The following is a 24381-nucleotide window of genomic DNA, read 5'->3' as shown; positions in this document are numbered from 1 at the left end:
CCAACGTAGCGTCATCACAAATCGGCCTTCGCTTTGGCGAGCTGCCGATCGAAGATCCGATCCGCATCACGGGCAATCTGCGCCAGGCGCTCTTCGCCTTGCCCGGGCTCTGCAAGCGCCGCCGCATAGGCCGCCCCGGCCGCATAGAGAGTTCTCTGGATCAACCGATCGGTCAGTTCCGAACGCGTGGTCAGCCGCTCTATCGCCTCGCGCAGTGCTTCCACGTCAGGGGAGTTTGGAACCGTCGCGGCGCTGCCGTCGGAACCAGCAGGCTCGGTGCCCCTGCCCCCGACCAGCGCTGCGATGCCAAGCTCGAGCGCGCGTACCGTCGCCTGATAGAGCGGCAAGCCAACATCCGCCGCGTACCCTTTTAACGCAGCAGCCTGAGTATCTGTTACTCTTCCTGTCAGCATCACACGTGCCATCGCCACCTACCTCGGCAGTATGCGGAGAGAATACGCACTTTCATAAATAAGTATAGTCCGCGTTGACACCGCTTTCCATGTATGTTGCCATTGGCCACATGGTCACTGCGACCACATATCGACTACGCTATGGAGGCAGCACACGTGCGTAGGGTGTGGACAAAAACAGAGCGAGGCAAAGCCTCGCCCCTTCTTCCTTCGGAATACTTACCCGGGCGTTCATCATGGCGCTGAGCGGGTTCGCCTCCGGCGCTCTGGTGGCAGCTCCGATGGCGGCGGTGCTGACGTGGCTGACGGTCACCTGGCAGCAGCACGTCGACATCCGGGTCGAGCGCGACACCGCCGTCGTGCGGGCCGACAGGGCCGCATTCGACGCGGGGTTCAACCGCGACTGGCAGGCGATGGCGGGGCGGCGGCCGGAGGGCAAGGCGGAGCCGCCATCAGGGTCCGCAGGCTGCAATCCGAACGCCGCAGCCGAGCTTGCACGCCTACGCCAGCGGGCGCGCGAGCTCGAGCAAAGACTGGCGGGCAGCACTGCGGACCGCGCCGCCGATGCGCAGGAGCTTCGCGCTCTGATGAAGGAGACAAACCGATGATCTCGGTGCGCTTTGCCGGTCCCTGCTTCCTGCTCGCGATGCTGTCGGCCTGTGGTTCGGGTGGACCCTCGCTCTCGGGATCGGCCTCGGAAAGTTCAGGCTCGAGCTCAGGTCTATCGAGCCTGTGGGAGAAGGTGCGCTCTCTTGGGTTCGAGACCGGCAAGACCTACGAGATGCCGGCAGCCGGGATCATGGCCGATGCCTTTCTTACCGATCTAGATGCGCGCGGCATGCCGCTCGATGCCCTTGCGCGCATCCTCCTGGCACCGGGTGAACAAGGGCGGCCGCGTTTCGATCTCTCGGTCGAGGCGCACGTCGTGCCCACCCGGGCAGAGATTGCCGAAACCGGCATCGACAAGATGCGTAGCATAACCCCGCTCGATCCCGATCACATGGTTTATGCCGCTCCGATCGCGCTCGCCATGCAGCCGCGCAAGGGCTGGGAAGTGGAAGCCATCGACGACCGCCACGTCGACCCGCAGTTCGACACGCCGTTCTTCCGTGCTCATCGCCGGCCTTCGACGTATGACGAGGAACTGCACATCCGCTACATGGAGATGCTGGCGATCTCGGCGATCTACACCAACACTGTGTTCGCGCTGATCGACAACGAGCTTGGAACGTCCCGCCTGTCCGACCCGGACGCTGCCCGCAGACAGGTGCTGATCACGTTTCAGGCGATCCCGATGGATACCCTGAAGGCCGGGCTAGTAGAGGCGGCGAACCAGGTGGTCGGTGGCCGCTTCTCCACCGACCTCACGGGCTCGGGCAACATCCATTTCACGCATATTCCGGCCGGCGATTTTGTCGCCGATCCGCGCAGGCTGACCTGGACCAGAGCCGGAGGCGTCTGGTTCGGTGATGGGCGGATCAACGGGCAGGCCGTCAATTTGCGCCTCGCCTCGACATCCTCGTTGTCGCAGCGCCAGGCGCAGACCGGAACGCAGGGCACAAACGCTGAGGCGAAGGTGGAGGGAGGCGGAAGTGTTGGTCCGGTTCAATAGCAACGTGCTGGAGACCTACGATCCCGATTGGGAGGCGAAGTGGGACCGGGCACATGCTATGATGCGCGAGCTTGAAGTGAGAGACTGGTCAAGCCTGACAGCGCAAGAACGTGATCAGCTCGACAAGCTGCGCCGGTCGTTGGCCGTCATTTTCGATGCGAGCCACCGCACCGCGAGCGACTACATCCGGTTTCATCTCTCACTGACACTCAAGGAAGCCGATGAGCTCGGTATCTGGGCTTGGATGCCTGTTCTGCCAGATGATGCTGATATCGATAGGACGCGTGCGGCGGTTGCCGAGGTCTCGCGCTATATCGAGACGGTGAAGCGACGTCGCAGCACAGTCGAGATGTGTCGGCGGGCAGGACTGAAGCCGGGATACCTTAGCTCGCCGCCCAAGCTCACCTGGCGCACCCGTTGGGCCATGCTGCGGTACCGGCTCGGCCGCTCTGCGAGACGTCGCGGCAAGTAACGCCCAATCAAAGACCGCCGATGTCGTCGCCCGGCGCCGGGCCGACGGCCGCACGCTACGCATCATTCACGCAAAACTTGGCGAGCGGATTCGCGTCTGATATCGTGGCCGCGCGCTGCGCAAAGGCGGCGCCGGGACTGGTAATCCCGCAGATCAGGAAAAACTCGGAAAACACAGTTTTCCGGGGTGCCGTCGCGCATGTCCAAACCTTCGGGTGAAAGGCGGCGGCGCATGTGATCTGCATGTTACCAGCTCCGGCGGCTCCCGCGCGCTAGCGTGCGGGAGTTCGGGGCCGGTCCGCGTGATGCCCTGAAGTCTTCCGCTACCGCTCCTGACGCGGACCGGAGGTGCATATGAACTCTATCGTTCCTGCTACTTCAGCTGGCCTTGGCGCGGCAGCGCCGAGTGCTGACATCATCACTCTGCCCGGTGAGAGCTCGGAGCTCGGCGTGCTGTGGCGCCGCTACGATGCACGGCCGGTCCGGCTCGTGCGCACGCGTGAGGGGCGCAATTTCAGTTTCGTTCGCTTCGAGCGGGCACACGAATTCATGGCAGGAATGGCACGCCCCGCCGATGAAGACATCGCCGATTATTTCTATTCCGCCGGCATCGTCGCGCAGCTCGCCATGTCGTCGCACCTGCTCGACGTCGGCTTCCCGGACATGTGGTGCGCCAAATACATTGGTCTCCACGTCGACCGTTCCCTCGCCTACGCCAACGCCACGGGCTTCGGGTACGAGGATGCCGAGACCGAACGCCTGATGGAGGTCCTGTCTCCCTATTGGAAGTGGAACAACCTGAGCCAGCTGCAAGGCATCGAACCCGACGATGGCGGCTTTACGCGCGAGCGCGTCGGCGGGATCATCGCCGCTCTGGTGGAGCACGTCGCCGAGGTGACAGGGCACAACCTGAAGCCGGGACGCCGTGCTGCGCGATCGTGATCGCGCAGCACGGCATGGCGCGCCGGATCGCGTCGCCAAATGGCGGCTTCCATTCTGGCGATGGTTGCCCCTGCCCCCGCCATCGCCCTCGGCGAAAGGATGCTGCCGCCCGGCGTGCCGGGCGGCAGCGACAGCTGTCACCAACCGTCCCGTTCCTGCCTGTCCATCGAGCGCACGAGCATCGCCAGCGCGTAGACAAAATGCCTCCGGGCCTGCCGCTTTGAAAGGCCGAGGCGGCGGGCGATCTCGTCTGTGCTCAAATCCTCGGCGCGCGCCAGCCGGAATACTTCGCGGTGCAGCGCGGGCAGCGATGCCATCGCCCGGTGCATCCGGCGCATTGTCGGATCCTCGATCTCTTGGAAGGCGTCACGCAGGCGCGCCTCCTTTCTGCGCTGCTGCCATAGGGCGATACGCTGGATCATGACCGGTCTTCCCCGAATGCGAGGAGATAGTCGGCGCCCTTGCTGGCCGCGCTCGCTGCCCGGAAGATCGCCTTTTCATCGGCGCGCATTGCCTCAAGCCACGCGCCGATGTAATCTGCATGCCGAACCGTGGGCTGGATGCCGAGCGAAGCGCAGGTGAAAGCCGCCGTCATCTCCGCCGCCAGTTCCTCTTTGGCATACGCCATCGAACCAAACCGCCCGGACTGATCGCGCTCCAGCCGCCCCTTACCCCCGGCCCAATGCCCCAATTCGTGAAGTGCCGTGCGAAACCAGTTTATGGGCTCATGAAACGCGGCCTGCGGCGGCACCTGCACATAGTCCTGCCCCGGCGAATAGAACGCCTCGATCCCGCCGATCCGGAAGTCTGCACCGCTCGCGGCAATCAGCCTGTCCACCTCGGCAATCGCCATGACGGGATCAGGCACGGCTGCTTCCCCCTGCAGGTCGTCCGGCAGCCCCTCGCATTGGTCGATGTTGAACACGACAAAGCGTTTCAGAAACGCAATCGTGCGCGCCTCGCGGTCCTCGCCCTGTGCCTTTGCTGCCTCGTCCTTGGGGGTGAAACGATCGGCATAGCAGACCACCGTGCCCTTCTCGCCGCGCCGCACGTTCCCCCTGCCGCTGCGGCCTGCTTGTACGTCAGCCACCGCTGCGAGCCGAACCCGCCGCCGATCCCTGCTGCCCATAAAATGAGCACATTAATCCCGGAATAAAGCCTTCCGGACACCGCGTTCGCCGGCATCGTGCATGGGCACTTCGACGCATCCCACGGCTGCACCCACGGCAACCGGCCCTTTTCCAGCTCGGCGATGATCCGGGCAGTTACCTCTCCATAGAGGCTCTGACGTTCGGTATGGCTCACGGCTCCTTCACTCCTTTCCTCAACCGCCATTGACCGGCGCCAGGGTGGCGGGGGCGGCAGGAGCCGACCAACAGCCCCGCCGGCCAAGGCGGTGCGCACCTGACAAGGCCGCAACGAAGTGGAGGACCCGGGAGTGAAACGGACGGGTTGCGCCCCGTCGAGGCGGGGCTACAGGGCTGCGACGCCCCCGTCACCTTGATGCCGCCAAAGGCCCTCCGCCGCCGGGCCATAGGCTCGGCGACCGCTGAAGAGCGGCAGAGCCGCTCACCGGCCTGCTTCGAGCAGGACGGAAAGCGTCAGGCGATCGTCACGGCTGTGCCGACAAGACGCCGCCAGGCGGCTTGGCTGAAGCGGAGCGGAAGTAGAGCGCGGTCAGGGCATGGCCCTGAGACGCCACTCCCTTTCCTACTCGCCCTCGCCTTCGCCTGGAATGAGCAAGTACCTCGCGCCTGCGGAACACAGAGGAGGCAGCGCATGTCAGACTGCGACTGGAAGACAATCAGCGGCTGCCCCGTCATCTCGCCGCCAACGACAATGACGATTGCAAAGTGTGAGCTGCGGTAATTGCGCAAACCTCTATCGATGGCGACAGAGTATAAACTTCGTCTGGCGTCGTAGTGCGCAGCTCGAATGCTCGGATCTGCGCACCTTGAATCGGGTCTCACTTAGAAAATCCGGCCAATCGCATCTTCGCTGGCGGGCAATTAACATCGGCTTCACGGATCGTGAAATATAAGCCAGCGCATAGGACCCACCTGACGATATTATTATTGTGATGGGTGGATAAATACCGACCTCTGCGTTATTCTGCAGACAGTCGCTTGATAGGAGCCAGAATTGGCCATCGAAAACGGAATACTCATTACGCTTGCCGCCGAGATCGTCGAGGCACATGTCAGCAACAACAGCGTTGCAGTGGGCGATGTCAGCACGCTCATTGAAAAAGTCTACGGCGCCTTGGAAAAGCTCGGTGCGCCGACCGAGGCGGTGGAAGAAAAGCCTAAAGGTGCCGTCTCCATCCGCGCCTCGATCAAACCCGAGCATCTCGTCAGCATGATCGACGGCAAGCCCTACAAGATGCTCAAGCGGCATCTGACCTTGCACGGCTACACGCCTCAGAGCTACCGCGAAGCGTTCGGTTTGCCCAGCGACTATCCGATGATCGCTGCCAGCCACTCGCAAAAGCGCCGAGAGCTCGCCAAGACCCTCGGTCTCGGCCGTAAGCGCAAAGCCCCCGTCGAGCCCGTCGTCGCCGCCAAGCCCGCCCGCAAGCCGCGCGCCAGGAAAGTCGTGACCGAACTCGCCGAGGGCTAACGAGAGGAACGACGGGCTTCTCGGCGCGAACCCTCGTTGGCTGGTTCACCGGAATTTGGCATCATTCTCATCGCAGCTGTATTTGGAAGGCGCGACCGATGCCAAAGCATGACGGGGAGCACTATGAAGGCGGTGAGGCCTGGGCCGACATTCTGGCACGCCGTTCGCCCGAAGGTCGCGCGGTCGTCGAGCAGCTAGACCGCGCCGAAAAAGCCGCGTTGGCCATTCAGGAGCGGGTCGTGCTGGCTATCATTGAGAAGCGCGACGTTAACGACGATTTTTGCGCGTTTGAAGCGGCGCTCACTGAAGTGCTTCGGATGCGATCCACGGTCTATCGCATGGCAAGGCAGTGATGCAGCATACGAGCAACGCCGTGGCGTTAGCACGAACCTTTTGACTATCCAGCTATGAGCAAATCTCGTGCACCTTGAGATTGCTTACAAGATTTTGCTAAATGAGCATCATGGCAGATTTAGCGACGCCGGACTGGCCCCCTCGGAACGACGACCCAAGATTAACTGCACGTCGGCTGCTAAAGCAATGGCTGTCGCATGAATATGACGCGCAGCGCGCGATTGATGCCTTAGGCATTAAGGCAATTCGCGCTGCATCACATGCATCCGACCGGCTGGAACGTAGCTCGTCTATCTCATCATCGAGTGATGCCGTACTGCGCGAATTGCACTCGCTTGCGGACACCTACACTCCCAGCCGGCAGAAGCGGTTCCGCTTGGGATGGAACTCTGAACCTGCCGCCCCTCCTTGTCGCCGGATTGGAGTGGCTTGGTCCACAGTCTTGAGCGCGAGAAGGAGAGCGTGGAGCGCGTTCTAATCGCCATCGAAACCGACAAGCGAAAAATTCAAGATGCGGAGAGGGGGCTAGACTATGCGCTGGCGCTGATCCGCGCCTGCAGCGCCGCGCTGGAAGCAGCTGTCCGTGAACTATCCACCGAACAGCCAGATCGCGCGCAATTTCTCAGTCAGAAACTGCTTCCTCGTCTGGTCGAGCGAGAGCGGGACGTGGTCATGCAGATCGCGATCACTCAACAGGGTATCATGGCGCTTCAACTCATCGCGGACGGTCAGGCAGCGCTCGGCGATGCCATTGATCGCGCGCGCAACACCAGCGTAGCGGCGCTACGCACCGCGATTGCAGCTCGCCGCGCCGTCGTAAGCAACCGCGAATTGCTGGAAAAGGCGGAGGCATTGGAAAAGACCGCGAGCGCGGCACAAACCGCTCCGCAATCGGACCGCGCAGTCGCAGCTGCATTGACTGACGCCCTCGAGCAGGCGCGCCGCGCAATCAACGCAACGCAGGCGCTGCCGCGCCCACACTAGCGCACGGCGCCCAGCTTGATTAAGGTAACGGCGTGGTCGGTTTTCTTGAAACATTGGCGGGTTGGTTCGGGAGCAGGTCGGCGCCCACCCCGGTCGTGCGCGACGCTGCAACACCGATATCCCGGTTGAGTGCCGAAGACCCGCGCCTGCCGGATGCGTCTCGCCCGATCGTGGCAAGAATGCTGGCACTGATCACCGATATCGAGGCCCGAACGCAGGATGATTCGCTACTGGTTTCGGCGCTTGCCGAAGTTCGCCAGATGCGAGACAGCCATCTCCCCCGGCTGGTATCCAGCTATGCCGAAATCCCGCCCGAGCATCGCGCTGAGATCTTTCGCAAGACCGGTCGCTCGGCTAGCTACAACCTCAACCAGGGGCTCGAGAAGATGGTCGCTCGCCTGGAAACGCTGTCCCGCTCGCTCGCGCAGGAAGATCTCGACAGCTTTGCCGACAACTTGCGCTTCATAGATCATCGCTACGGCAGCGACGATTTGCTGCGATAAGGCCTTACCTGGTCTTGTTCAGCCAAGCCGTACCGTCGGCATCAGCCAGACCGTGCCCTTGCCCCGAAACACGTAGACCAGACCCTCGCCACTGCGCATCGCATTGCGTAAGCCCCGGACCAGCGGGCGCAGTTCGACCTGCAGCCCGGCCGAGAACATCAGCATCAGGTCACCATCGACGATGAGTTCGTCCTGCCCGTCGAGTTCGACCACCTGGATTTCCTCCACCGGAACCGGCGCTTCGACTACGAACGCGCCCCGGCCGCTCAGCTTGGGCTGCATCAGCCCGTTGCCCGAAAGCAAACCCTGCACCGAACGGTGGACATGGGTGGACAGCTCGATGTTGGCGTCGCAAGCATAAAAGGCGCCGTCATCGAGTATCAGCGCATCACCCGGACCTTCCATCGACGCGAGAATGAAATGCTTGGCGGTCGCTTCCGTCCAGACCTCACCATGGCCTACATAACGGGTCGCGAAGGCACTTTCGCCGGTCCCCGCCGAAGTCATGGCACGCTTGAGGAAGCCGCCCGCACCCGCGTTCTTCTGCATGTCGATCTGCAGTCGTCCATGCGCATACTGGAGCGCACCAGGCTCGAGCAGGGCACCCCCACCCTCCAGCACTATGCGCACCTGTCGGGCGCTCTCTCCATGCGGCGGATGGAGGTGGATGACCGGTCCGGCACCTGCTGTACTACCCCCGCTAAGTTGGGTGGGCATGCCCAGCGCATAGCTTTTGCGGGCAAACTGATAGAGTTCGAAGCGCACGCCTCCAGTGCCTGCTTCGTCGATCTTGATGCGATAGTCGCTCATTGCGGCCTCCCGTTGTTCGTCATGCACGCAGTATCAGCGGCTCGGCAATTCCGAAGTGTGCGGCACGCTCGAGCAGGCGCTCGGCCCAGCCGCGGTGCGTAGCAGGCTCACACATCACCCCTGCCCGTCCGAAGACCGCGGGGCCGCCCTCGGCCAGCACCAGCCGCGCTTCCTCGACTTCGTCGGCAGGCGCCGCCAAAGCGGTCTGGATCACCGAGATCTGACTGGGATGGATCGCAGTCTTGGTGAGCAAGCCGTGTTCGATGTCGCGCATGACCTCTTCACGCAGCAACGCGGTATCACCATAGCGTTCGAGCACAGGCGCACTCAGGACGAAACCCCAAGGCGCGAAACTGGCGACAAGCTGCGCGATCACCGCACCCAACGGTCCTTCATAGGCGGTGCGATGTGCAAGACGGCGAAGTCCCATTGCTTGGAGCAGGTCGTTCCCGCCGATCCGCAGCGCCAGAATGCGTTCCTGCACTGCCAGCAACTGATCGCGCAGACGGCGCATCTCCTGCGGATCGCAAGCCTCGCGGGTCTCCAGCGTGGGCATCAGTCGGTGCCGGTCGTGCAGGGGCAGTGCAAGATAGGTCGGCATCGTGTCAGCATTGGCCTTGGGCACGACAAAACCGTCGATATGCTCGATTCCCGGCATGCACAGGATATGCTCCAGCATCGCCGCCGATCGCGGGCGCACGAAGACCAGCGGATCCGTCTCCGACGGTGCACGCCCGGTCAGCATCCGCAGGAATGCGGCAAGGTGGCCCATCGCCTCCGGCAGATCGCTTTCGCGCACCGAATCCTCAAGGCACAGGACCACCGAGCGCAGTCCGGCTGGGCGGCGCGCGCCGAGCACGGCAGCGAACAGGTCCCCACGCATGCACGGAATGTAGAGCGTGGCCCCAAGAGAGATCGCCGAAATTGATCCGGTAACGCTCATGTGTCGCTCCCCAGGCTGCGGATGATGGCGACGGCGCGGTAATGACAGTCCGGCGCCAGCGGCTCGATCGGGATACCGTGGCCCTGTGCAAGATGGATCAGATGTGCGACGTCGTCGTCCGCCGGATCGCGAACCAGCAGGCGTTCGGGCATGCGGCGCAGCAAAGCGCGGGTAGCCTCGGCAATGCCCGGCTTGATGCGGTTGCGATCCGCGGTGCCCGTGCTTGCAAGCAATGTTTCCACCAGCTGTTCGCACCCTTGGGAGAGTGCCTCGCGCCGTGCTGCATGATGCCTGATCGCCTGAGGCCGCGCGTTCGCTGCCATTGGCCCCACAGCATCGACGAACGCACCCGACAGGTCGGCATGAGCAAACTGGGGATACGTGACACAGGCATGGAAATCGTCTGGCCCTACGACCCTGTCGTTCAGAATCGAGCGGCTGACCAGTCCTGATACGATACCGTTAAGCAAGCCCGAGGCGATCAGGTAGTCGTCATCACTTGCCGCGAAGTCCGCTTGCCCGGCCGGATCGGCAATGACCGCCAGTTCCGGAGCGAACCCGTGCTCGTTGCCGGCCAGCGCTGTGCGCAATTCGCGCGCGATCGCGCCTTTCCCGGTCCAGCCATCGACGAATATCGCATCGCGCGGATCGTGACGGGCGGCAATATGCGCGAGCGCAACGGGATCGACCCCCGGTCCCGGATGATGCTGATCGAATAATGGACTACGCGCTGCCCCCAGGAACGCAACGTGCGCGCAAGCAGCACGCCAATCGGAGTTCCGGCCCGTGCGAGAGAAACGAGCACGATCTCGCGGCCCGGCCGGCGTTGCGCCAGCGCCGCAGCGAGGCTCGCCACGTCGCCCGCCAACCGCTCGCCATTGCGCGCCAGCGCCGCGTGAAATAGCGCGAGATAGGCAGGATCGGGTATCTCCTCCAAGGCGATCATCTCGGAGTAGTGGCGGCGGCCGGACTGGATCGCGGCTTCCTTTTCAGCCACGTCGGTCGCGGCCATGGTCACCGGCTTCAGCAGGAAGGTCACGTCACCCGGAGCATAGCTCCCGGAGAAGCCCGGCCCCTCCCGCACCATAGTGTCAGGCATCATCGAACATGCCCCCTGCCAGTTGCGAGCCCGTTGGCATCATTGCGAAATCGCACAGTCCCATGAATGGTGCATCGGTCAAGCTGTCGCCGATGCCGATCACCGGGGCATCGGGAAAACGGGTACGCAAGCCGGGCAGGATATGTGCGACGGCGTGCCGTTTGCCCAGGTAGGGCGGCATCAGCGCGACGTTGTTTCCGTTGCGATGGTCGGTCCAGCCCGGCGGCAGTGACGGCACCGCCGCATCGACCACCGCGAACAGCGCCTCATGGTCCATGTCGGCGTGCTTGACCAAAGTATACAGCGGCAGCGGCCCTTCAGTCAGCACCCGCGCGTTGATCGACACCCCGCGCGCTTCGGCCTCCGCGGCGATGGCGGCGGCAAGGTCGGCGAGCCGGTCTGCGTGCTGGGCGGCTTTTCCCGCGATTGTCCTTTCCCAAACGGCGTCGATTTCGCCGGTCTCGTCAAGGACGACGCCGCCGTGCGCGCAGACAGCAGCACTGAACGGAATGTGGGCGCGGCGCAGCGCATCCAGGCTGCGCGCGGTAACCGGGACAAGGTGGGTCGTCTCGGTCAGCCAACCCAGGAATGTCATCTGGCGCGGCGTGGCATAGCTGAGCGGAGAGCCGTCCTTGGCGAAGCCGAGAGCGGTCAGCCGCTCTGGCGGCACATCGGGCGGGCACTTGCGCAGCGTCTGGAACAAGGTGTCGTCGAGGTCGACCAGGGCGATCGCGCGCATCAGCCGTCCCACCCGATAAGTGTGGCGTTGAGCGCTGCGACGAGTTCAGGATCGATGGTGGCAGCGCCGGTTTCATGCGCGATCCAGGTGGTTCGCGGTTCGGTCGGATCGGCATTGTAGAGGTAGTTCGGCACGCCCGTGGCATAGTTGTCCGCGAAAAGCAGCTTGGTCCTCATCGCCGCTGCCACGCGGGCCGGGCTGCGGCTCGTAGCCTGAACGACGACGTCGTGACCGTCTTGCGCCATGCGTTCCGCGAGACGGAAGGGCAAATAGGTGAATTCGCCGGTGCCGACGATCTCGCAGCGGGCCTTCCAGGGGCGGCAGCGGCGGCAGCGGCTCAGTGCCGATCGGCTCAGCGATGCCCAGCCGCCCGAAGTTGCGATGTGTGGCCATGCGTCCCAGCGACGCCGCAGCGGTGTCGAAGGCGGCATCGGTGGGAAGCACCTGCCCCTGCGTCCACTCCAGCCGTCCCGAGAGCAATGCCGCCACTTGTGCGGGGCGTGGCATCCGCGCCTGCCAGCCTTTGCCGATAGACCAGTCGGTCAGCGCGGCCACCACGATAGCCTCGACACCCGGCCATGCCGCGACAAGAGCTTTGGCCAGATTGCACAAGGTCGTGCCCGTGGAAATCTCGTCGTCGACGATGACGAGGGAGCGGGGCTGCGGCAGGTCAGGACGATAGATCAGATGCGCCGATGCGTGACTGTGCGGCTCCTCGAAGCGGCAGAGCAGAGGATGGCCTATCTGCTGACGGGTCGAGTGAATGAAGTGCACATCGTCACGCCCGGTCGCTAGACGCAGCTCCTCATGCACGGTCTGGCCCAGACATACTGCCGTTTCCGCCAGCCCCACCACCATGACAGGGCCAGGCAGGTCAGAGGGAATGCGCGCTGCAAGGTCAGTCACGCTGCGGCGCATGGTCTGAGGGGCTGCAGGCAAGTGTCTGCCCAGCACCCGTGAGACAACGAGGAAACCGCGCCGGGGGTTTTCGCGGGCGGCGAAGGCGCACAAGGCGTCAAGCGGCCAGACCGCCTCTTCGACAGTGATGTCGAGGACGCCGGTGGGAAGCGCGATTGAACGGGTCGTGTCCGGCGACTTCTTGGCCGGGTTTGGCATCGGAGGGTTCAGCACTGGGAGGCGATCCGGACGATCGTGTCGCGCGCCTGCCGAACCACTGCGGCGCGGCCCAGCATCTGCGGGTCGCGCCCGGCCATTGGCGGCTCGATGCCGAAGGAGTCGAGGAAACTGAGGATGACGGCCCCCTTGATGCCGAAGTTGATGTTCTCGGCGCTGCCGCCGGACTGGCGAATGCGATCGAGGTTGAGCGAGGAACTGACCAGGCCGACGAGGTCCCCCGCCATGTCCAGGATTGGCCCGCCACTGTTGCCGCTGGCGATCGGCGCAGTGAACTGGAAGACGGTGCTGTCGTTGCCGATGCCGCATAGTGCAGCAATGTTGCCCGCGCTCGCTTGCGGTCCGGTGCCTAGCAAGCCTTGCAGCGGAAACCCGAGGGCGACGATGTCCTCGCCAAGATGCAGTCCGACTTGAGAGCGGAACCGCCCCGTAGCCGTTAGCACGGTCTCGACCCGAAGGAGCGCCAGATCGTTGCGGGGATCGGCGAATACCGTCACTGCGTCCAGTGGGCGGCCAGCCGCATGAACTGTCACGGCCCGCGCGTCCTCGACCACATGCGCATTCGTAAGGACGTGATGCCGATCAATGGCGATGCCGCTGCCGGTCGAGGTTCCGCTGCCACGTGGGTGATGGTCGTCACCTCCTTGCCCGCCGCTTGCCGAGGCAGGCGGCTGCAGGCGAGGAATCAGACGCTGGACCCAGCCATGGTCGAGCCCGTGCGCACCGGCGATCGCGCCGAGGCCCATCGCGAAACCTTGCCCATTGGCGGCCAGCCGCCAGTTGCCCTGATGGCGATAGCATTCGATGAGGATGACCGCCGCATCGTCGCGTCCGCGCAAATCGACGGTGAAGCGCAGATCGTTCGATGCTACCGTCAACGGCATCCCGATCGGGCGGTTGCCGCGATCGAAGGCGACCAGAAGCAGCCGGTCCACCTGTGGCGGCAATCTGTCTGGATCGAGGGTGAGCCGGGCGGCATCCTCGAAATGTGCTGCCGGACGCATCTCGCGCGTCAGTCCATCGATCGGGGAAATTCGGCCGCGACCTGCCGGTCTGCTCCCAGTGCGACCAAAGCCAACGTTGGTGCGGCTGCCCCGCCTCCGACGAGTGCAAACGTGCACTCGCCAGAGATCGAAGCGCGTTCTCCCGCGACAAGATCACGCACGCAGGAGCGGACCTTGCGTCAGACGTTGACGCCGAATGACGAGGCAAGGGGGCCCAGGCCGCCCGCGAAGCCTTGGCCGATCGCCTTGAACTTCCATTCGCCGTTGTGGCGATAGAGGTCGCCGAAGATCATCGCCGTTTCGGTCGATGCGTCTTCCGAAAGATCGTAGCGGGCGATTTCTGTGCCGCCGGCCTCGTTGACCACGCGAATGAAGGCGTTCGAGATCATGCCGAAGTTCTGACGGCGCGCGTCCGCGTCGTGGATGGTGACGGCGAAGCTGAGCTTCTGGATTTCGGCGGGCACCTGGTCGAGCGAAACCACCACGACCTCATCGTCGCCGCTGCCTTCGCCGGTCAGGTTGTCGCCCTGATGGACGACCGAACCATTGCCGCCATTCTTGTTGTTGTAGAACACGAAATCGGCATCGGAACGCACTTTGCCGGTCTCGTTCAGCAGGAACACGCTAGCGTCGAGATCGAACGCGCTCCCGTCGGTGACGCGGGTGTCCCAGCCCAGGCCCACGCGCACGGTCTTAAGGCCCGGCGCTTCCTTGCTGAGGCTGACGTTGCCGCCCTTGGAAAGCGAAACTGCCATCTGTCTTTCTCCTGAAATGGTGTCAGCGCGGGCTTCAGCCCACGCTTACGCCGTAATTGGTTGCGAGCGGGCCGAGGCCGCCCTTGTAACCTTGCCCGACGGCGCGGAACTTCCATTCGCCATTATAGCGGTATACCTCGGCGAAGATCATCGCCGTTTCGGTCGACGCATCCTCCGCCAGGTCGTAACGGGAAATCTCCCGACCCGTAGCGTCATTGACGATGCGGATGAAGGCGTTGGAGACCATGCCGAAGCTCTGGCGGCGGGCTTCGCCGTCGTGGATAGTGACGGCAATGGCGATCTTCTGCACGTCGGCCGGCACCCGGGTCAGTTCAACCTTGAGGGCTTCGTCGTCGCCTTCGCCTTCTCCGGTGCGGTTGTCGCCGGTGTGCTCCACCGAACCATCCGCGGAGCGCAGGTTGTTGTAGAAGATGAAATCGCTGTCCGTACGCACCTTGTCGCCGTTTGCCAGCAGGAACGCGCTGGCATCAAGGTCGAAGTCGGTGCCATCGGTGGTGCGGGTATCCCACCCAAGACCGATCAGGATTTTGGAAAGGTTGGGCTCTTCCTTGGAAAGGCTGACGTTGCCGCCTTTGGCCAGACTTACCGACATGATCGTCTCTCCAGTATTAGAGGTGTTCGCCGGTCGCAGCGGCCGGGGTAGCTTCCTTGCGGTTGTTCCGCAGCAGATCGTAAAACGCGATACCGATCAGCGCGGCGCCGATAAGGCCGGTCACGGTCTCCGGAATCTCGAACCGTACCGACAGCAGCATGATCGCCGCCAGTGCGACGATGGCATAGAAAGCGCCATGTTCAAGGTAGCGGTATTCAGCCAGGGTGCCCTTGTCGACCAGCATGACCGTCATTGAACGCACGAACATGGCGCCGATACCAAGGCCCAGGGCGATGATGAACAGGTTATTGGACAATGCGAAGGCTCCGATCACACCGTCGAAAGAGAACGACGCGTCCAGCACCTCGAGATAGAGGAACCCGGCAAGGCCCGATTTCACGACCGCTCCAGTCGCGGCCTGACCCAAGTCAGGCCCGTCCGCTTCCTCATGCTCTTCCTGCTCCAGCAGGGCACCGATCGACTGCACGGCGATGTAGGTCACGAGGCCGAAGATGCCCGAGACGATGAAAGTCATCGCCTCGTCAGCCGGGATCAAGCGGGACATGCCGTAGAGCGCCAGCAAGACGATGCCGATCGCCAGCCCGGAAATGCGCGAAAGGTCGGAGAAAGGTCGCTCGATCGCCCCGATCCAGTGCACGTCCTTTTCCTCATCAAGGAAAAAGGTCAGGCCGACCATCGCCAGGAACGCACCGCCGAAGCCGGAGATGCCAACATGGGCGCCGGTAATGATCTGCTCGTACCGGACGGGATCGTTAGCCGCCATCACCACGGCATCGATCGGTCCCATCTTGGCGGCGATGGCGACGATCGCCAGCGGGAACACGATCCGCATGCCGAACACCGCGATCAGGATGCCCCATGTCAGGAACCGCCGACGCCACACGGCGTCCATGTCGCGCAGCACGGTGGCATTGACCACCGCATTGTCGAAGGACAACGACACTTCCAGGACGCCCAGCACCGCGACGATCCACAGGATGCCCAGCGTGCCCGCCACATTACCCGTCATCCCCCAGCCCAGCCAGGCGGCGATCGCCAAGCAGATTGCAGTGAAGATGAACGACCCCTTGTAGTATTTGAACACTGTAACCCCCGTTTGCCGCAAGCGACTCAATTCCCGCGTTTCAAGTCCGGCGCTTCAGTCCTTCCGGCCCGCCGTCCAACGCAGGCCCCAGCCCAGGCTTTCGTCGAGCACTTTCTGGTCGCGCACGTAATCGACGATCCGCGTCGCCTTCAGGCGCCCGCCGTCGTTTTCGATCAGGACGACGCCGCAGAGGCGGCGATCGTCGCGACCTTCGGTCATCCGCACTTCGATCGGCGGCTGGTCGGGCATAGTGACGAGGACCACGCCGTCGGTCTGCTGCCAGTTAGGAACTCCGTCGTAGATATTGGCAAAGATCGCGACCCGGCGAATCTCGTTCCAATGGGCTCCGTTTATCCGCAGGGTCTCGCCCTGCGAAACGTCCCCGGTCCGGTCATCCCCTGACAAAGCGATGTAAGGAGGCTGGGAGAAGGCACCAAAGACATTACCGAGGGCCTGGACCACGCCTTTGCGCCCGTCCGCAAGTTCGAACAGACAGCCCAGGTCAAGGTCGATCGCCGAACCGCCGCCGAAGAAGCCCTTGCGCCCCCGCGACCAGTTGAGATTGACCGATATCTCCCCGAAGCTGGATCCGCGCTTTTCGAGACTTACCGTCTGCCCGCGCTTTTCCAGCGTCACCTTGCTCAGGTTCACCGGGGTTGACGGGACAGGCGGAGGAGGAGGAGGAGGAGGAGGAGGAGGAGGAGGAGGAGGAGGAGGTGGTGGTGGGGGCGCGACAGGCGCCTCTTCCGCGACATCGATGCCAAAGGAACGGGCCAGCGGTGCCAGCCCGCCGTTAAAGCCCTGCCCCACCGCACGAAACTTCCACTGGCCGTTGCGGCGATAAAGCTCGCCGAACGTCATTGCCGTCTCGCTCGCACCGGCGAGATCGGGACGGAAGGAAAGCGCGGGTGCCCCGCCCGACGGCGCGACGGTGAGGCCGGCCCCCTCAAGCAGAGCCAGCGTCTGGCGCTTGGCCTGTGCCTCATGGATAGTGACGCAAAACACCACCCGCTCGATCGCGGCTGGTAGGCGTGACAGATCGACTTCGAAGGACCCGCGCCCGGAAGAGGGCACGAAGCGAACGCTGCCGTCGCCGCCGTGCGGCTGATTGTAGAACACCATGTCCGCATCGCTGCGGACTTTCCCTTCGGCCGTCAGCAGATAGGCCGAAGCATCAGCATCGACATCGCGCCCTGCCACGGGCGTCCATGCAAAGGCCATCGTCAGGGCATCGGCGGGAACGGGCGCATTGCCGCCCTGCTGCAGATCGGTCATTGCCAACCTCCGCTTTCGATGGCGCTTAAAGAGCGCTGTGAATGGCGGGCATCATGTCTTGGAACGTGCGGCCACTGGTGCGTTCGCCCAGCGCCTTCATTTCCCAGCCATCGCCGCTGCGCACCACCTTGGCCATCACCTGGCCAGTGTGCGAACCGGACCCTGTCAGGTCATATCGGGCCAGCTCCTTGCCATTGGTCGAGATCGACAAGACGGCAATACGCATTCTCGATGCGATCGAAGCTGTCACCCAGAAAGCTGTTCACGGTGAACAACAGCGTTTGGACGTTGGCGGGCAGCCGGGTGAGATCGACGTTGATGACTTCATCGTCGCCATCACCGGCACCTGTGCGGTTGTCGCCGCTGTGAACAATGCTGCCGTCGCGGCTGGCGAGCTGCCGGAACCAGACCTGGTCCAGCAGGTTGCGCTGCGCATCGAACAACAGGCACGAGGCATCAAGATCAATCTCGCCGCCTCCGCCGCCCGTCAGCTTCGCGAAGAAACCCTTGGCCTGCCTAACATCCCAGCCTAGGCCCATCGCCACGCGGGTAAGCGTACCGCCGCCGGACTTCTCCAGGCGAACCGTTTGGCCCTTCTGCAGACTAACCACGTAATGCCCCCGTAAAAGTACTTGCCACCGATTGCGAGAGTAGGGTCAAAGGCCGATGATCCGCAAGAGCGCTGCCGATAAATTTTCCGTTTCTCATTATCGACTTGCGAGATTATCGCTACGGTCCAGTGAATCGTCTTCGCAATGGCATTTTTTTGACAGTATGCCGCCACCGGCCCACTATCGTGAAATGGATACTTGAGACCCATGATGGTCGAAACTGACCGGCTTCTCGCACTTCTTGATTATGTCGAGGCGACCGAACGCGATCGCTTGCCGTCGGTGCTCGACATGGCCGATTACCGCGGTTTTCGCCGGGCGGGCGAGGATCTCATCAAATTGCCCGGCGTCCTGGTGAACGTGCGGGACGGCGATGACCACATCTGGCTGAGCGTGGACCGGCTCGTCCGCCGCGAGCCTCCGCCGCCGACGGACGAGCAGCTGCGGCTTTGGATCGACCTTCCCGATGATGTCGCGGCGGCGCCGAAGCTGCGGACGGAAATACCGGATCCTCATGTCTTGACTGCGGCGGATGAGCAGGGTCGCGATGGCATTCTGCGCCTCCGGGAACACCCAGAACAAGCCCAGCTCGACGCGCTGCTCGCCGGTTATGTTCGTGAAATCTGGTCGCCATGGGCGCTTGAAGAGCGACCACGCCGTCACGCGATCGACCTTTACAACGGCCTGTTCTCGCTACGCCAGTCGCTCGACGGCGCGTCCGAGCAACCCGTCGAACTCGTATGGGGCATCGGCATCGCCCGTTGGACGCACCATGGGGCAAAGCTGAACCATCCGCTCCTGGCGGTGCCGATGGAACTCACTCTGGACGAGCGCTCGCACACGATAGTCCTGCGACCGCGCAGCGAAGCGCCCACCAGCATCGAGACCGGGCCCCTCGATGCGTTGGCCGCCCCGTCCGTAGACGAGTGGCGCAAGGGAACACAGCAGTTCTTCGACATGCACGATGGCGAAGGGCTGAGCCCGTTCGAGCCGGAGAGCTTTGCGCCGGTGCTGCGACGGGCGGTGGCGCTGCTCGATCCGGACGGCCACTACCTTCCCGATCTCGGGGAGCGCAGCCCCCGAGCGGCGAAACGCTGCAGGTAGACGACCGCTGGTATCTGATCGAGCGAACGCGCCGAGCAACCCAGCTCATGGACGATCTGAGCCGTTTCCGGACCCAGATTGCAGGGATCGAAGATGCGCAGAAATTCCCGCCAGCTGTGCTTGCACTTTTGCAGCCGCCCGCCGACGCGGCATCGGCGGTCGACTATCCCACCTATCGCGGCGTCTCGACTATCCCCGGTGTAACCTCTTCAGACGGCTCCGGTCAGGATCTGTTTTTCCCCAAGCCGTTCAACCGCGAACAGGTCGAGGTGATCCAGAGGATGGCGACCCGACCCGGCGTGGTTGTGCAGGGGCCGCCCGGAACCGGCAAGACCCACACCATCGCCAACATCATCAGTCACTACCTGGCACAGGGCAAGCGCGTGCTGGTGACGTCGCAGAAGTCGCCGCCGCTCAAAGTGCTGCGCGAGAAGCTGCCCGAGGCGGTCCGCCCGCTCGCGGTAAGCCTGGTGGAAAGCGATCGCGACGGGCTGCGGCAATTTCAGGAGTCCGTCGACATCATCGCCGACCGGCTGCATCGCACCAGGCCCGCCGAAGTCGCGCGTGAGATCGCGGCGCTCGATACGCAGATCGAGGGCCTCCATCGCTCACTCGCTGCCATCGACCGACAGGTCGAGGATATCGGCCGGGGATCGATGACCGCTGCGGTTCTCGACGGGGAGCGTATCGAGCCGGTCGATGCGGCCCGGCGTCTCGTTGCCGGTGCCGATCTTGCAGCATGGTTACCAGATGACATCGACGTCATCCCGTCGCACGACGCAGAATTCGACGATGCCACCGTCATTCGCCTGCGCTCAGCCCGAAAAGCGGCAGGTGATCGGTTGGGCAGTCTGCATCACGCACCGCCACCCGACACTTTGCCCGATGCACATGCCCTTGTGTCGCTGCACGGCGACTTGGTCGAAGCGCAACGTATTGAGGCGGCGACCAGCGGCTCCGAAGCGCTCGCTCCGCATGCAGCGCTCGAAGCCGTTTCCGCACTGCGCGAGCAAGCGAGCGACCTCAAGACCCGTCTCTATGGACCGGATGCATCGCCCTTCGCCTGGTCCCGCGACATCCTGCATCGCTGGCGCAACGATGATGACGACCCGGTGCTGGCGGCTTTGGCAGGACTTGAGCCGCAAGTCGCCGCTCTAGCGGCGGAAGCGCGCCATTTCCTCGTCCGACCTGTGGACCTTCCCGAAGGGGTTCTGGCTGATTCCGCGTTTCGCGAAGCGGTTGGCGGACTGGCCCGCGGCGAAGAGTTGGGCCTCCTGCAGAACCTGTTCGCCAGGCAGCTCAAGGCTCAGGTCGCCGGTGTGCGCCTTTCCGGACGCGCGCCATCGGGCGCCACCGAATGGGCCCAAGTCGAGCGCTATTGCGCCGCGCTCGATCTCGCCGAGCGGCTGGCGGCTGCGTGGAACAACGTCAGTGTACAGGCGGGACTCGATCCTACGCAGGGCGAAGGTCCCGCTATCGCCCAAGCAATGCGTCGGCAACTCGACCATTTGATCACACTGCAGGATATAGCCGGGCGCGAGCGAGCGCTGCAGGCACAGGCCCGCCTGTTACTGCCCCACTGGCCCACGCGAATTTCAGGCGACCCCGCCGGGCTCGATGCACTGATCGCGCTCACTGACCAGCACCTGCTGGGTGCCCGGCTGGCGGCGGCAGCGACCCAAGGCAACAGTTTGCGGACTATGCTGGCGGGTATTCAGGGCCCGGTAGGCGAGGATCTGCGCTCTGCGCTTGATACTGGGCTCGGCTTTGCAGCGACCGACACGGCCGTGCTGGCGCAGCGCTGGACGGCGGCGCTTGGCGAGGCGGCGCTTCTGCGCTCTCTTGCTCCCCATTTCGCGGATATTCGTCACTGCACGGTCCTGATCGAGGAAAGCGGGGCGCCGCAATGGGCGCACAAATTGAGAACCGAAGCGGTGACTGGCACCGAAGATCCGCTGACGCCAGGCGACTGGCGCGAGCGCTGGACCTTGCGGCGGCTCGCAAGCTGGCTTGCGCGCGTCGATCGGCACGATCGGCTTCGTGCTCTGGGCGTCGAACGAACGGACCACGAAAACCAGCTGCGGCGGGCCTATGAACAGGCCATCGAATTGCGCACCTGGTGCCGGCTTGCAGAGAAGGCCAGCGATCAGGTGCGCGCCGCACTCGCGGCCTACGCTCAGGCGATGCGCAAGATCGGTCGTGGCACCGGGATCCGGGCCGGTCGCTATCGCAAGGATGCGCGGGCGGCAGCAGACCGCGCCAAGAACGCCCTGCCATGCTGGATCATGCCGCATTACCGCGTCTCGGAATCACTCCCGGCGGAGCTTGGACTGTTCGATCTGGTGGTGATCGACGAAGCCTCCCAATCGACGCTGGCAGCATTGCCCGCACTGCTGCGCGCCAAGCAGGTGCTGATCGTGGGCGACGATCGGCAGGTCAGCCCCGATGCCGGTTTCCGTGAGGAAGCCCGGATGAACTTGTTGGCGGATCGCCATCTGGGCGGCCAGCTCGACGACTATCGGTCGGCGCTGAGAGAGGAAAAGTCGCTCTACGATCTGGGAACCGTAGTGTTCGCAGGAGGTGCGATCCTGCTCAAGGAGCACTTCCGCTGCGTGGGACCGATCATCGAATACTCGAAGGCGCAGTTCTATGCGCATCAATTGGTCCCGCTTCGCCTGCCTTCCGCTTCGGAGCGACTGGACCCGCCCCTGATCGATATTTTTGTCGAGGACGGCTATCGCAAGGGCAAGATCAATCCGCCCGAAGTCGACTGCATCGTCGATGCGATTGGCCGCATAGCAGATGATCCGGCCATGCGCGGCCGGTCGATTGGCGTCACGACGCTGCTGGGACATGAACAGGCGATGGCGGTTCTCAATGCCATAGAACAGGTTCTGGGCGCCGAAGTGATGCTGCGCCATGATATTCGTGTCGGAGAGCCGGCCGCCTTCCAGGGCGATGAACGCGATATCATGTTCCTTTCGATGGTTGCCGAGCGTGGCAGTTCGGTTTTGTCCGGCTTGTCATTCGAACAGCGCTTCAACGTCGCGGCATCGCGCGCCCGCGATCGCATGGTGCTGGTCCGCTCGGTCGAACTGGAAGACCTGCGTCCTTCCGACAAGCTTCGCCGTAGCCTTGTGGAGCACTTCCACGCTCCTTTCGCCGCGGACAATGGCCTATCGGCGCAGCGGCGCACTCGCTGCGAATCCCCTTCGAAACCGAGATGTACGACCTGCTAGTGGAACGCGGCTACCGGGTGGACACGCAGGTGCCGGTCGGCACCAAGCGGATCGATCTTGTCGTGGAAGGGGCCGACGACAATCGTCTGGCCATCGAATGCGATGGCGATCGCTACCATGGTCCGGAACAATGGCCAGACGACATGGCCCGCCAGCGCATGCTCGAACGTGCCGGGTGGACAGTATGGCGTTGCTTTGCCTCACGCTTCGTGCGCGAGCGGCAGGGCGTGATCGACGAACTCGTGGGCGTGCTAGAAGCTCGCGGGATCATGCCCGAGGCGGGAGACTTGCCGCCCAGCCGTCATACGGAGCATAGGCGCTGGCGCAGCACACCCGCACAGACGGAACCTGTACCCTACGCCTGGCTCGTGCCGGCCGACCCCTTCTAGATTCTGCGCTCCGCACGAGTAACCGCGACGATTTCGCTATCGACCCTACCGTGGAACGGCGTTGGGACACCCATTATCACGTCCATCCAGGTTGCGCAGAAAGGAATCCCCACCTCGTCGCAATAGGGCGCGCCGCCGGCGGCCCGTGCGTTGATTTCGAGAATGCGCCAGTTGCCTCGGCTGTCCTGCTTGTACTGCACGTTGACGGCCCCATGCAGAAGATGTCGGCGGATCAGATCCGACGCATGGGGAATTAGGTCATGGTCCGTCTGTATCCGCTGCCGGTTCGCGGATAACTTGGTCCGCACTGCCGCGAGCAGCACCGCACCATGATCGGCGACGATATCCACGGAAGCTTCGAGCCCGGGCAGGTGCTCCATGACCAGAAGCGCAAAGTCTTGACCATGATCCTCGGCCCGGCGCAAGGAGGCCGCATAGACCGCAGGCGCAATCCTGCGCGCGTCAGGGTCTGAAAGGTGAGCCAGCGGATCTTCCGCATCGAGCGTCCAGTATCCGGCGCCGTAAATACCCCGCACCGGCTTGACGCAAGCGATCGCACCATCCTGGGTCAAAGTGCCGACGGCCTCTTCGAAAGCCGCAACCGTCGTCGCCACGTATGTAGGGCAAACGTAGGTATCGTCTTCAAGCGATGCGGTGAAGGCAGCCTTGTCTTCCAGGAGCGCCAAAATAGCCGCACCTGCTGTGATATGCACGCCAATACCCTTGTCGGCAAATCGGTCGAGCGCTTGACTTACATCGCGTTTGCCGCGCTCGGCTACCAGAACATCGATCCGATTTTCCACGGCAGTTTCCAGCAACCAAGCAGTGTAATCGCAGGCTCCCCGCGCGGGTTCGGTCCAGAAGGCCGGAGCCACGTCCCGAACCGTCGAATCCTTATCAATGGCGCTGACGCAAAGCGCGACGTTAGGCCGATCCATCACGATACGGCGTACGACATTGCGCATCGAAAATGCTTGATTCAACCAAATCTTCATTTGAGTCGTTTTCAGCCTTTGTATCTATTTTGCATAGAATTATTGTTCAACACTTCTTGCATAATACGCGCTCATTGGATTAGCCAATTGACCATTGGTTCTCAAATTACAGATAATCGTAAAATTCGCAGCTTTTCGCCAGTGACCTGAAACATAAGAGGCTCATCAAATCGGTGACAATCTGTACCCCGGAAACGTAAATTTCCTGCATGGCAATGATGGGTCGTCTCCGATCGGCCGGGCATGGGACTTTCGCGACTGTCGGCTTCGGAGAGCCGGAACGGGAAAACTGGACATCGGAGACGCTCGTTTCGATGGCCGCATCTCCCTCCAAGCCGAAATCTGAACCTCATATCGGTTCAACTGAGTTGCCTTTTAAAGAAGGCGCGCGTGTAGGCTTAAATTCCTACTTCAGCTATATCGCGTATATTGATGGTGTTCATTCCGTCGGCCTGCTTCTATGGCACGCAGCCATGGTCCATGTTCAGATTGCCTTGAGGCTATGCGTAGCCGTCGTGAGCGTGCGCGAGGGCATCGGAGCGATGTCTACCTGAGTGACCACATCGCCGCTCGAAACGCCGTCGATATCTATCACGATCCGGCGGCCGTTCTGCTCGCCGTTGCTGACGAGACGGCGGCACAGGAGGTCTGCCAGTGCCTCGTCCTCG

General features: G+C 63.1%; 25 protein-coding genes and 4 pseudogenes. 12 read left to right on the top strand and 17 right to left on the bottom strand.

Annotated features, from left to right (window positions below):
• Positions 1-14: 14 nt before the first annotated feature.
• On the bottom strand, positions 15-425 hold the full coding sequence (locus KZO24_RS18005; RefSeq protein WP_486487481.1) for a hypothetical protein: 411 nt from the start codon (positions 423-425) through the stop codon (positions 15-17).
• 224 nt (positions 426-649) lie between these two features.
• Here KZO24_RS18005 and KZO24_RS18000 point away from each other — a divergent pair, with 224 nt between their 5' ends.
• The 4 genes from KZO24_RS18000 to KZO24_RS17985 all read left to right on the top strand — a co-directional run bounded on the left by KZO24_RS18000 (position 650) and on the right by KZO24_RS17985 (position 3438).
• Positions 650-1021 carry a hypothetical protein gene (locus KZO24_RS18000; RefSeq protein ID WP_486487480.1) on the top strand — a complete coding sequence of 124 codons (372 nt, stop codon included), beginning with the start codon at positions 650-652 and terminating at the stop codon, positions 1019-1021.
• Entirely contained in the window at positions 1018-2025 is a 1008-nt protein-coding gene (locus tag KZO24_RS17995; RefSeq protein WP_486487479.1) for a hypothetical protein, read from the top strand. The genes KZO24_RS18000 and KZO24_RS17995 overlap by 4 nt, the downstream gene beginning before the upstream one ends.
• The gene (locus tag KZO24_RS17990; RefSeq protein WP_486487478.1) at positions 2006-2497 is read left to right on the top strand and encodes a hypothetical protein; all 492 of its coding nucleotides are present in this window, start codon (positions 2006-2008) and stop codon (positions 2495-2497) included. The genes KZO24_RS17995 and KZO24_RS17990 overlap by 20 nt, the downstream gene beginning before the upstream one ends.
• Positions 2498-2850: 353 nt before the next feature.
• Positions 2851-3438: a hypothetical protein gene (locus KZO24_RS17985; protein WP_486487477.1), complete on the top strand. Its 588-nt coding sequence runs from the start codon at positions 2851-2853 to the stop codon at positions 3436-3438.
• A gap of 137 nt (positions 3439-3575) precedes the next feature.
• On the opposite strand, the gene KZO24_RS17980 is transcribed toward KZO24_RS17985, so the two are convergent.
• Entirely contained in the window at positions 3576-3860 is a 285-nt protein-coding gene (locus KZO24_RS17980) for a sigma factor-like helix-turn-helix DNA-binding protein (RefSeq protein ID WP_486487476.1), read from the bottom strand.
• A pseudogene (locus KZO24_RS17975) lies at positions 3857-4773 on the bottom strand (ArdC family protein). Before KZO24_RS17975 ends, KZO24_RS17980 begins: the two are co-directional and overlap by 4 nt.
• Positions 4774-5580: 807 nt before the next feature.
• Here KZO24_RS17975 and KZO24_RS17970 point away from each other — a divergent pair.
• The 4 genes from KZO24_RS17970 (at position 5581) to KZO24_RS17955 (ending at position 7898) form a co-directional block, all read left to right on the top strand.
• Positions 5581-6057: a Ros/MucR family transcriptional regulator gene (locus KZO24_RS17970; RefSeq protein WP_486487475.1), complete on the top strand. Its 477-nt coding sequence runs from the start codon at positions 5581-5583 to the stop codon at positions 6055-6057.
• A 98-nt stretch (positions 6058-6155) separates the two neighbouring features.
• The gene (locus tag KZO24_RS17965) at positions 6156-6410 is read left to right on the top strand and encodes a hypothetical protein (RefSeq protein WP_486487474.1); all 255 of its coding nucleotides are present in this window, start codon (positions 6156-6158) and stop codon (positions 6408-6410) included.
• A 430-nt stretch (positions 6411-6840) separates the two neighbouring features.
• Positions 6841-7395, top strand: a complete 555-nt coding sequence (locus KZO24_RS17960; protein ID WP_486487473.1) for a toxic anion resistance protein — start codon at positions 6841-6843, stop codon at positions 7393-7395.
• A 179-nt stretch (positions 7396-7574) separates the two neighbouring features.
• Positions 7575-7898 (top strand): hypothetical protein, encoded by a 324-nt coding sequence (locus tag KZO24_RS17955; RefSeq protein ID WP_486487472.1) that lies wholly within the window; start codon positions 7575-7577, stop codon positions 7896-7898.
• Positions 7899-7916: 18 nt separating this feature from the next.
• Here the strand turns inward: KZO24_RS17955 and KZO24_RS17950 are convergent, their stop codons facing one another.
• The 13 genes and pseudogenes from KZO24_RS17950 to KZO24_RS17890 form a co-directional block, all read right to left on the bottom strand.
• On the bottom strand, positions 7917-8708 hold the full coding sequence (locus KZO24_RS17950) for an AIM24 family protein (protein WP_486487471.1): 792 nt from the start codon (positions 8706-8708) through the stop codon (positions 7917-7919).
• Positions 8709-8727: 19 nt separating this feature from the next.
• A complete protein-coding gene (locus KZO24_RS17945) occupies positions 8728-9651 on the bottom strand; it encodes an HpcH/HpaI aldolase/citrate lyase family protein (RefSeq protein WP_486487470.1) in 924 nt (307 codons plus the stop codon).
• Entirely contained in the window at positions 9648-9974 is a 327-nt protein-coding gene (locus KZO24_RS17940; RefSeq protein ID WP_486487718.1) for an RNA-binding protein, read from the bottom strand. Before KZO24_RS17940 ends, KZO24_RS17945 begins: the two co-directional genes overlap by 4 nt.
• A gap of 66 nt (positions 9975-10040) precedes the next feature.
• Positions 10041-10663, bottom strand: a pseudogene (locus KZO24_RS17935) (cysteine protease StiP domain-containing protein); the annotation flags it as partial.
• Between the two features lie 79 nt (positions 10664-10742).
• Complete coding sequence (locus tag KZO24_RS17930) at positions 10743-11489, bottom strand: HAD family hydrolase (RefSeq protein WP_486487469.1); 747 nt, start codon at positions 11487-11489, stop codon at positions 10743-10745.
• Positions 11489-11920, bottom strand: coding sequence for a TRSP domain-containing protein (locus KZO24_RS17925; RefSeq protein ID WP_486487717.1), 432 nt, complete (start codon positions 11918-11920; stop codon positions 11489-11491). Before KZO24_RS17925 ends, KZO24_RS17930 begins: the two co-directional genes overlap by 1 nt.
• 97 nt (positions 11921-12017) lie before the next feature.
• Positions 12018-12605, bottom strand: a pseudogene (locus KZO24_RS17920) (phosphoribosyltransferase domain-containing protein); the annotation flags it as partial.
• Positions 12606-12613: 8 nt separating this feature from the next.
• Entirely contained in the window at positions 12614-13627 is a 1014-nt protein-coding gene (locus tag KZO24_RS17915) for a trypsin-like peptidase domain-containing protein (protein WP_486487468.1), read from the bottom strand.
• A gap of 179 nt (positions 13628-13806) precedes the next feature.
• Positions 13807-14382 (bottom strand): TerD family protein, encoded by a 576-nt coding sequence (locus KZO24_RS17910; RefSeq protein ID WP_486487467.1) that lies wholly within the window; start codon positions 14380-14382, stop codon positions 13807-13809.
• Positions 14383-14416: 34 nt separating this feature from the next.
• A complete protein-coding gene (locus KZO24_RS17905) occupies positions 14417-14995 on the bottom strand; it encodes a TerD family protein (protein ID WP_486487466.1) in 579 nt (192 codons plus the stop codon).
• Positions 14996-15011: 16 nt separating this feature from the next.
• A complete protein-coding gene (locus KZO24_RS17900) occupies positions 15012-16100 on the bottom strand; it encodes a DUF475 domain-containing protein (RefSeq protein WP_486487465.1) in 1089 nt (362 codons plus the stop codon).
• Positions 16101-16154: 54 nt separating this feature from the next.
• Positions 16155-17375, bottom strand: a complete 1221-nt coding sequence (locus KZO24_RS17895; protein ID WP_486487464.1) for a TerD family protein — start codon at positions 17373-17375, stop codon at positions 16155-16157.
• Positions 17376-17400: 25 nt separating this feature from the next.
• A pseudogene (locus tag KZO24_RS17890) lies at positions 17401-17986 on the bottom strand (TerD family protein).
• Positions 17987-18193: 207 nt separating this feature from the next.
• Between KZO24_RS17890 and KZO24_RS17885 the strand changes: the two are divergent.
• From KZO24_RS17885 to KZO24_RS17875, 3 genes are read left to right on the top strand one after another with little or no spacing between them, the layout of a single operon-like run.
• Positions 18194-19090: a hypothetical protein gene (locus KZO24_RS17885; protein WP_486487463.1), complete on the top strand. Its 897-nt coding sequence runs from the start codon at positions 18194-18196 to the stop codon at positions 19088-19090.
• 47 nt (positions 19091-19137) lie between these two features.
• The gene (locus KZO24_RS17880) at positions 19138-22329 is read left to right on the top strand and encodes an AAA domain-containing protein (protein ID WP_486487462.1); all 3192 of its coding nucleotides are present in this window, start codon (positions 19138-19140) and stop codon (positions 22327-22329) included.
• Complete coding sequence (locus KZO24_RS17875) at positions 22314-22718, top strand: DUF559 domain-containing protein (RefSeq protein WP_486487461.1); 405 nt, start codon at positions 22314-22316, stop codon at positions 22716-22718. The genes KZO24_RS17880 and KZO24_RS17875 overlap by 16 nt, the downstream gene beginning before the upstream one ends.
• Here KZO24_RS17875 and KZO24_RS17870 read toward each other — a convergent pair.
• Positions 22715-23713, bottom strand: coding sequence for an ATP-grasp domain-containing protein (locus KZO24_RS17870; RefSeq protein ID WP_486487460.1), 999 nt, complete (start codon positions 23711-23713; stop codon positions 22715-22717). The two genes, KZO24_RS17875 and KZO24_RS17870, sit on opposite strands and share 4 nt — an antisense overlap.
• Positions 23714-23922: 209 nt before the next feature.
• Here KZO24_RS17870 and KZO24_RS17865 point away from each other — a divergent pair, with 209 nt between their 5' ends.
• Positions 23923-24267, top strand: coding sequence for a hypothetical protein (locus KZO24_RS17865; protein ID WP_486487459.1), 345 nt, complete (start codon positions 23923-23925; stop codon positions 24265-24267).
• Positions 24268-24381: the final 114 nt, after the last annotated feature.

It is taken from the genome of Novosphingobium sp. NFX11, from assembly GCF_057376415.1.
The sequence above is the reverse complement of the archived record's forward strand: the minus strand, read 5'-3'. Positions and strand labels throughout refer to the sequence as shown.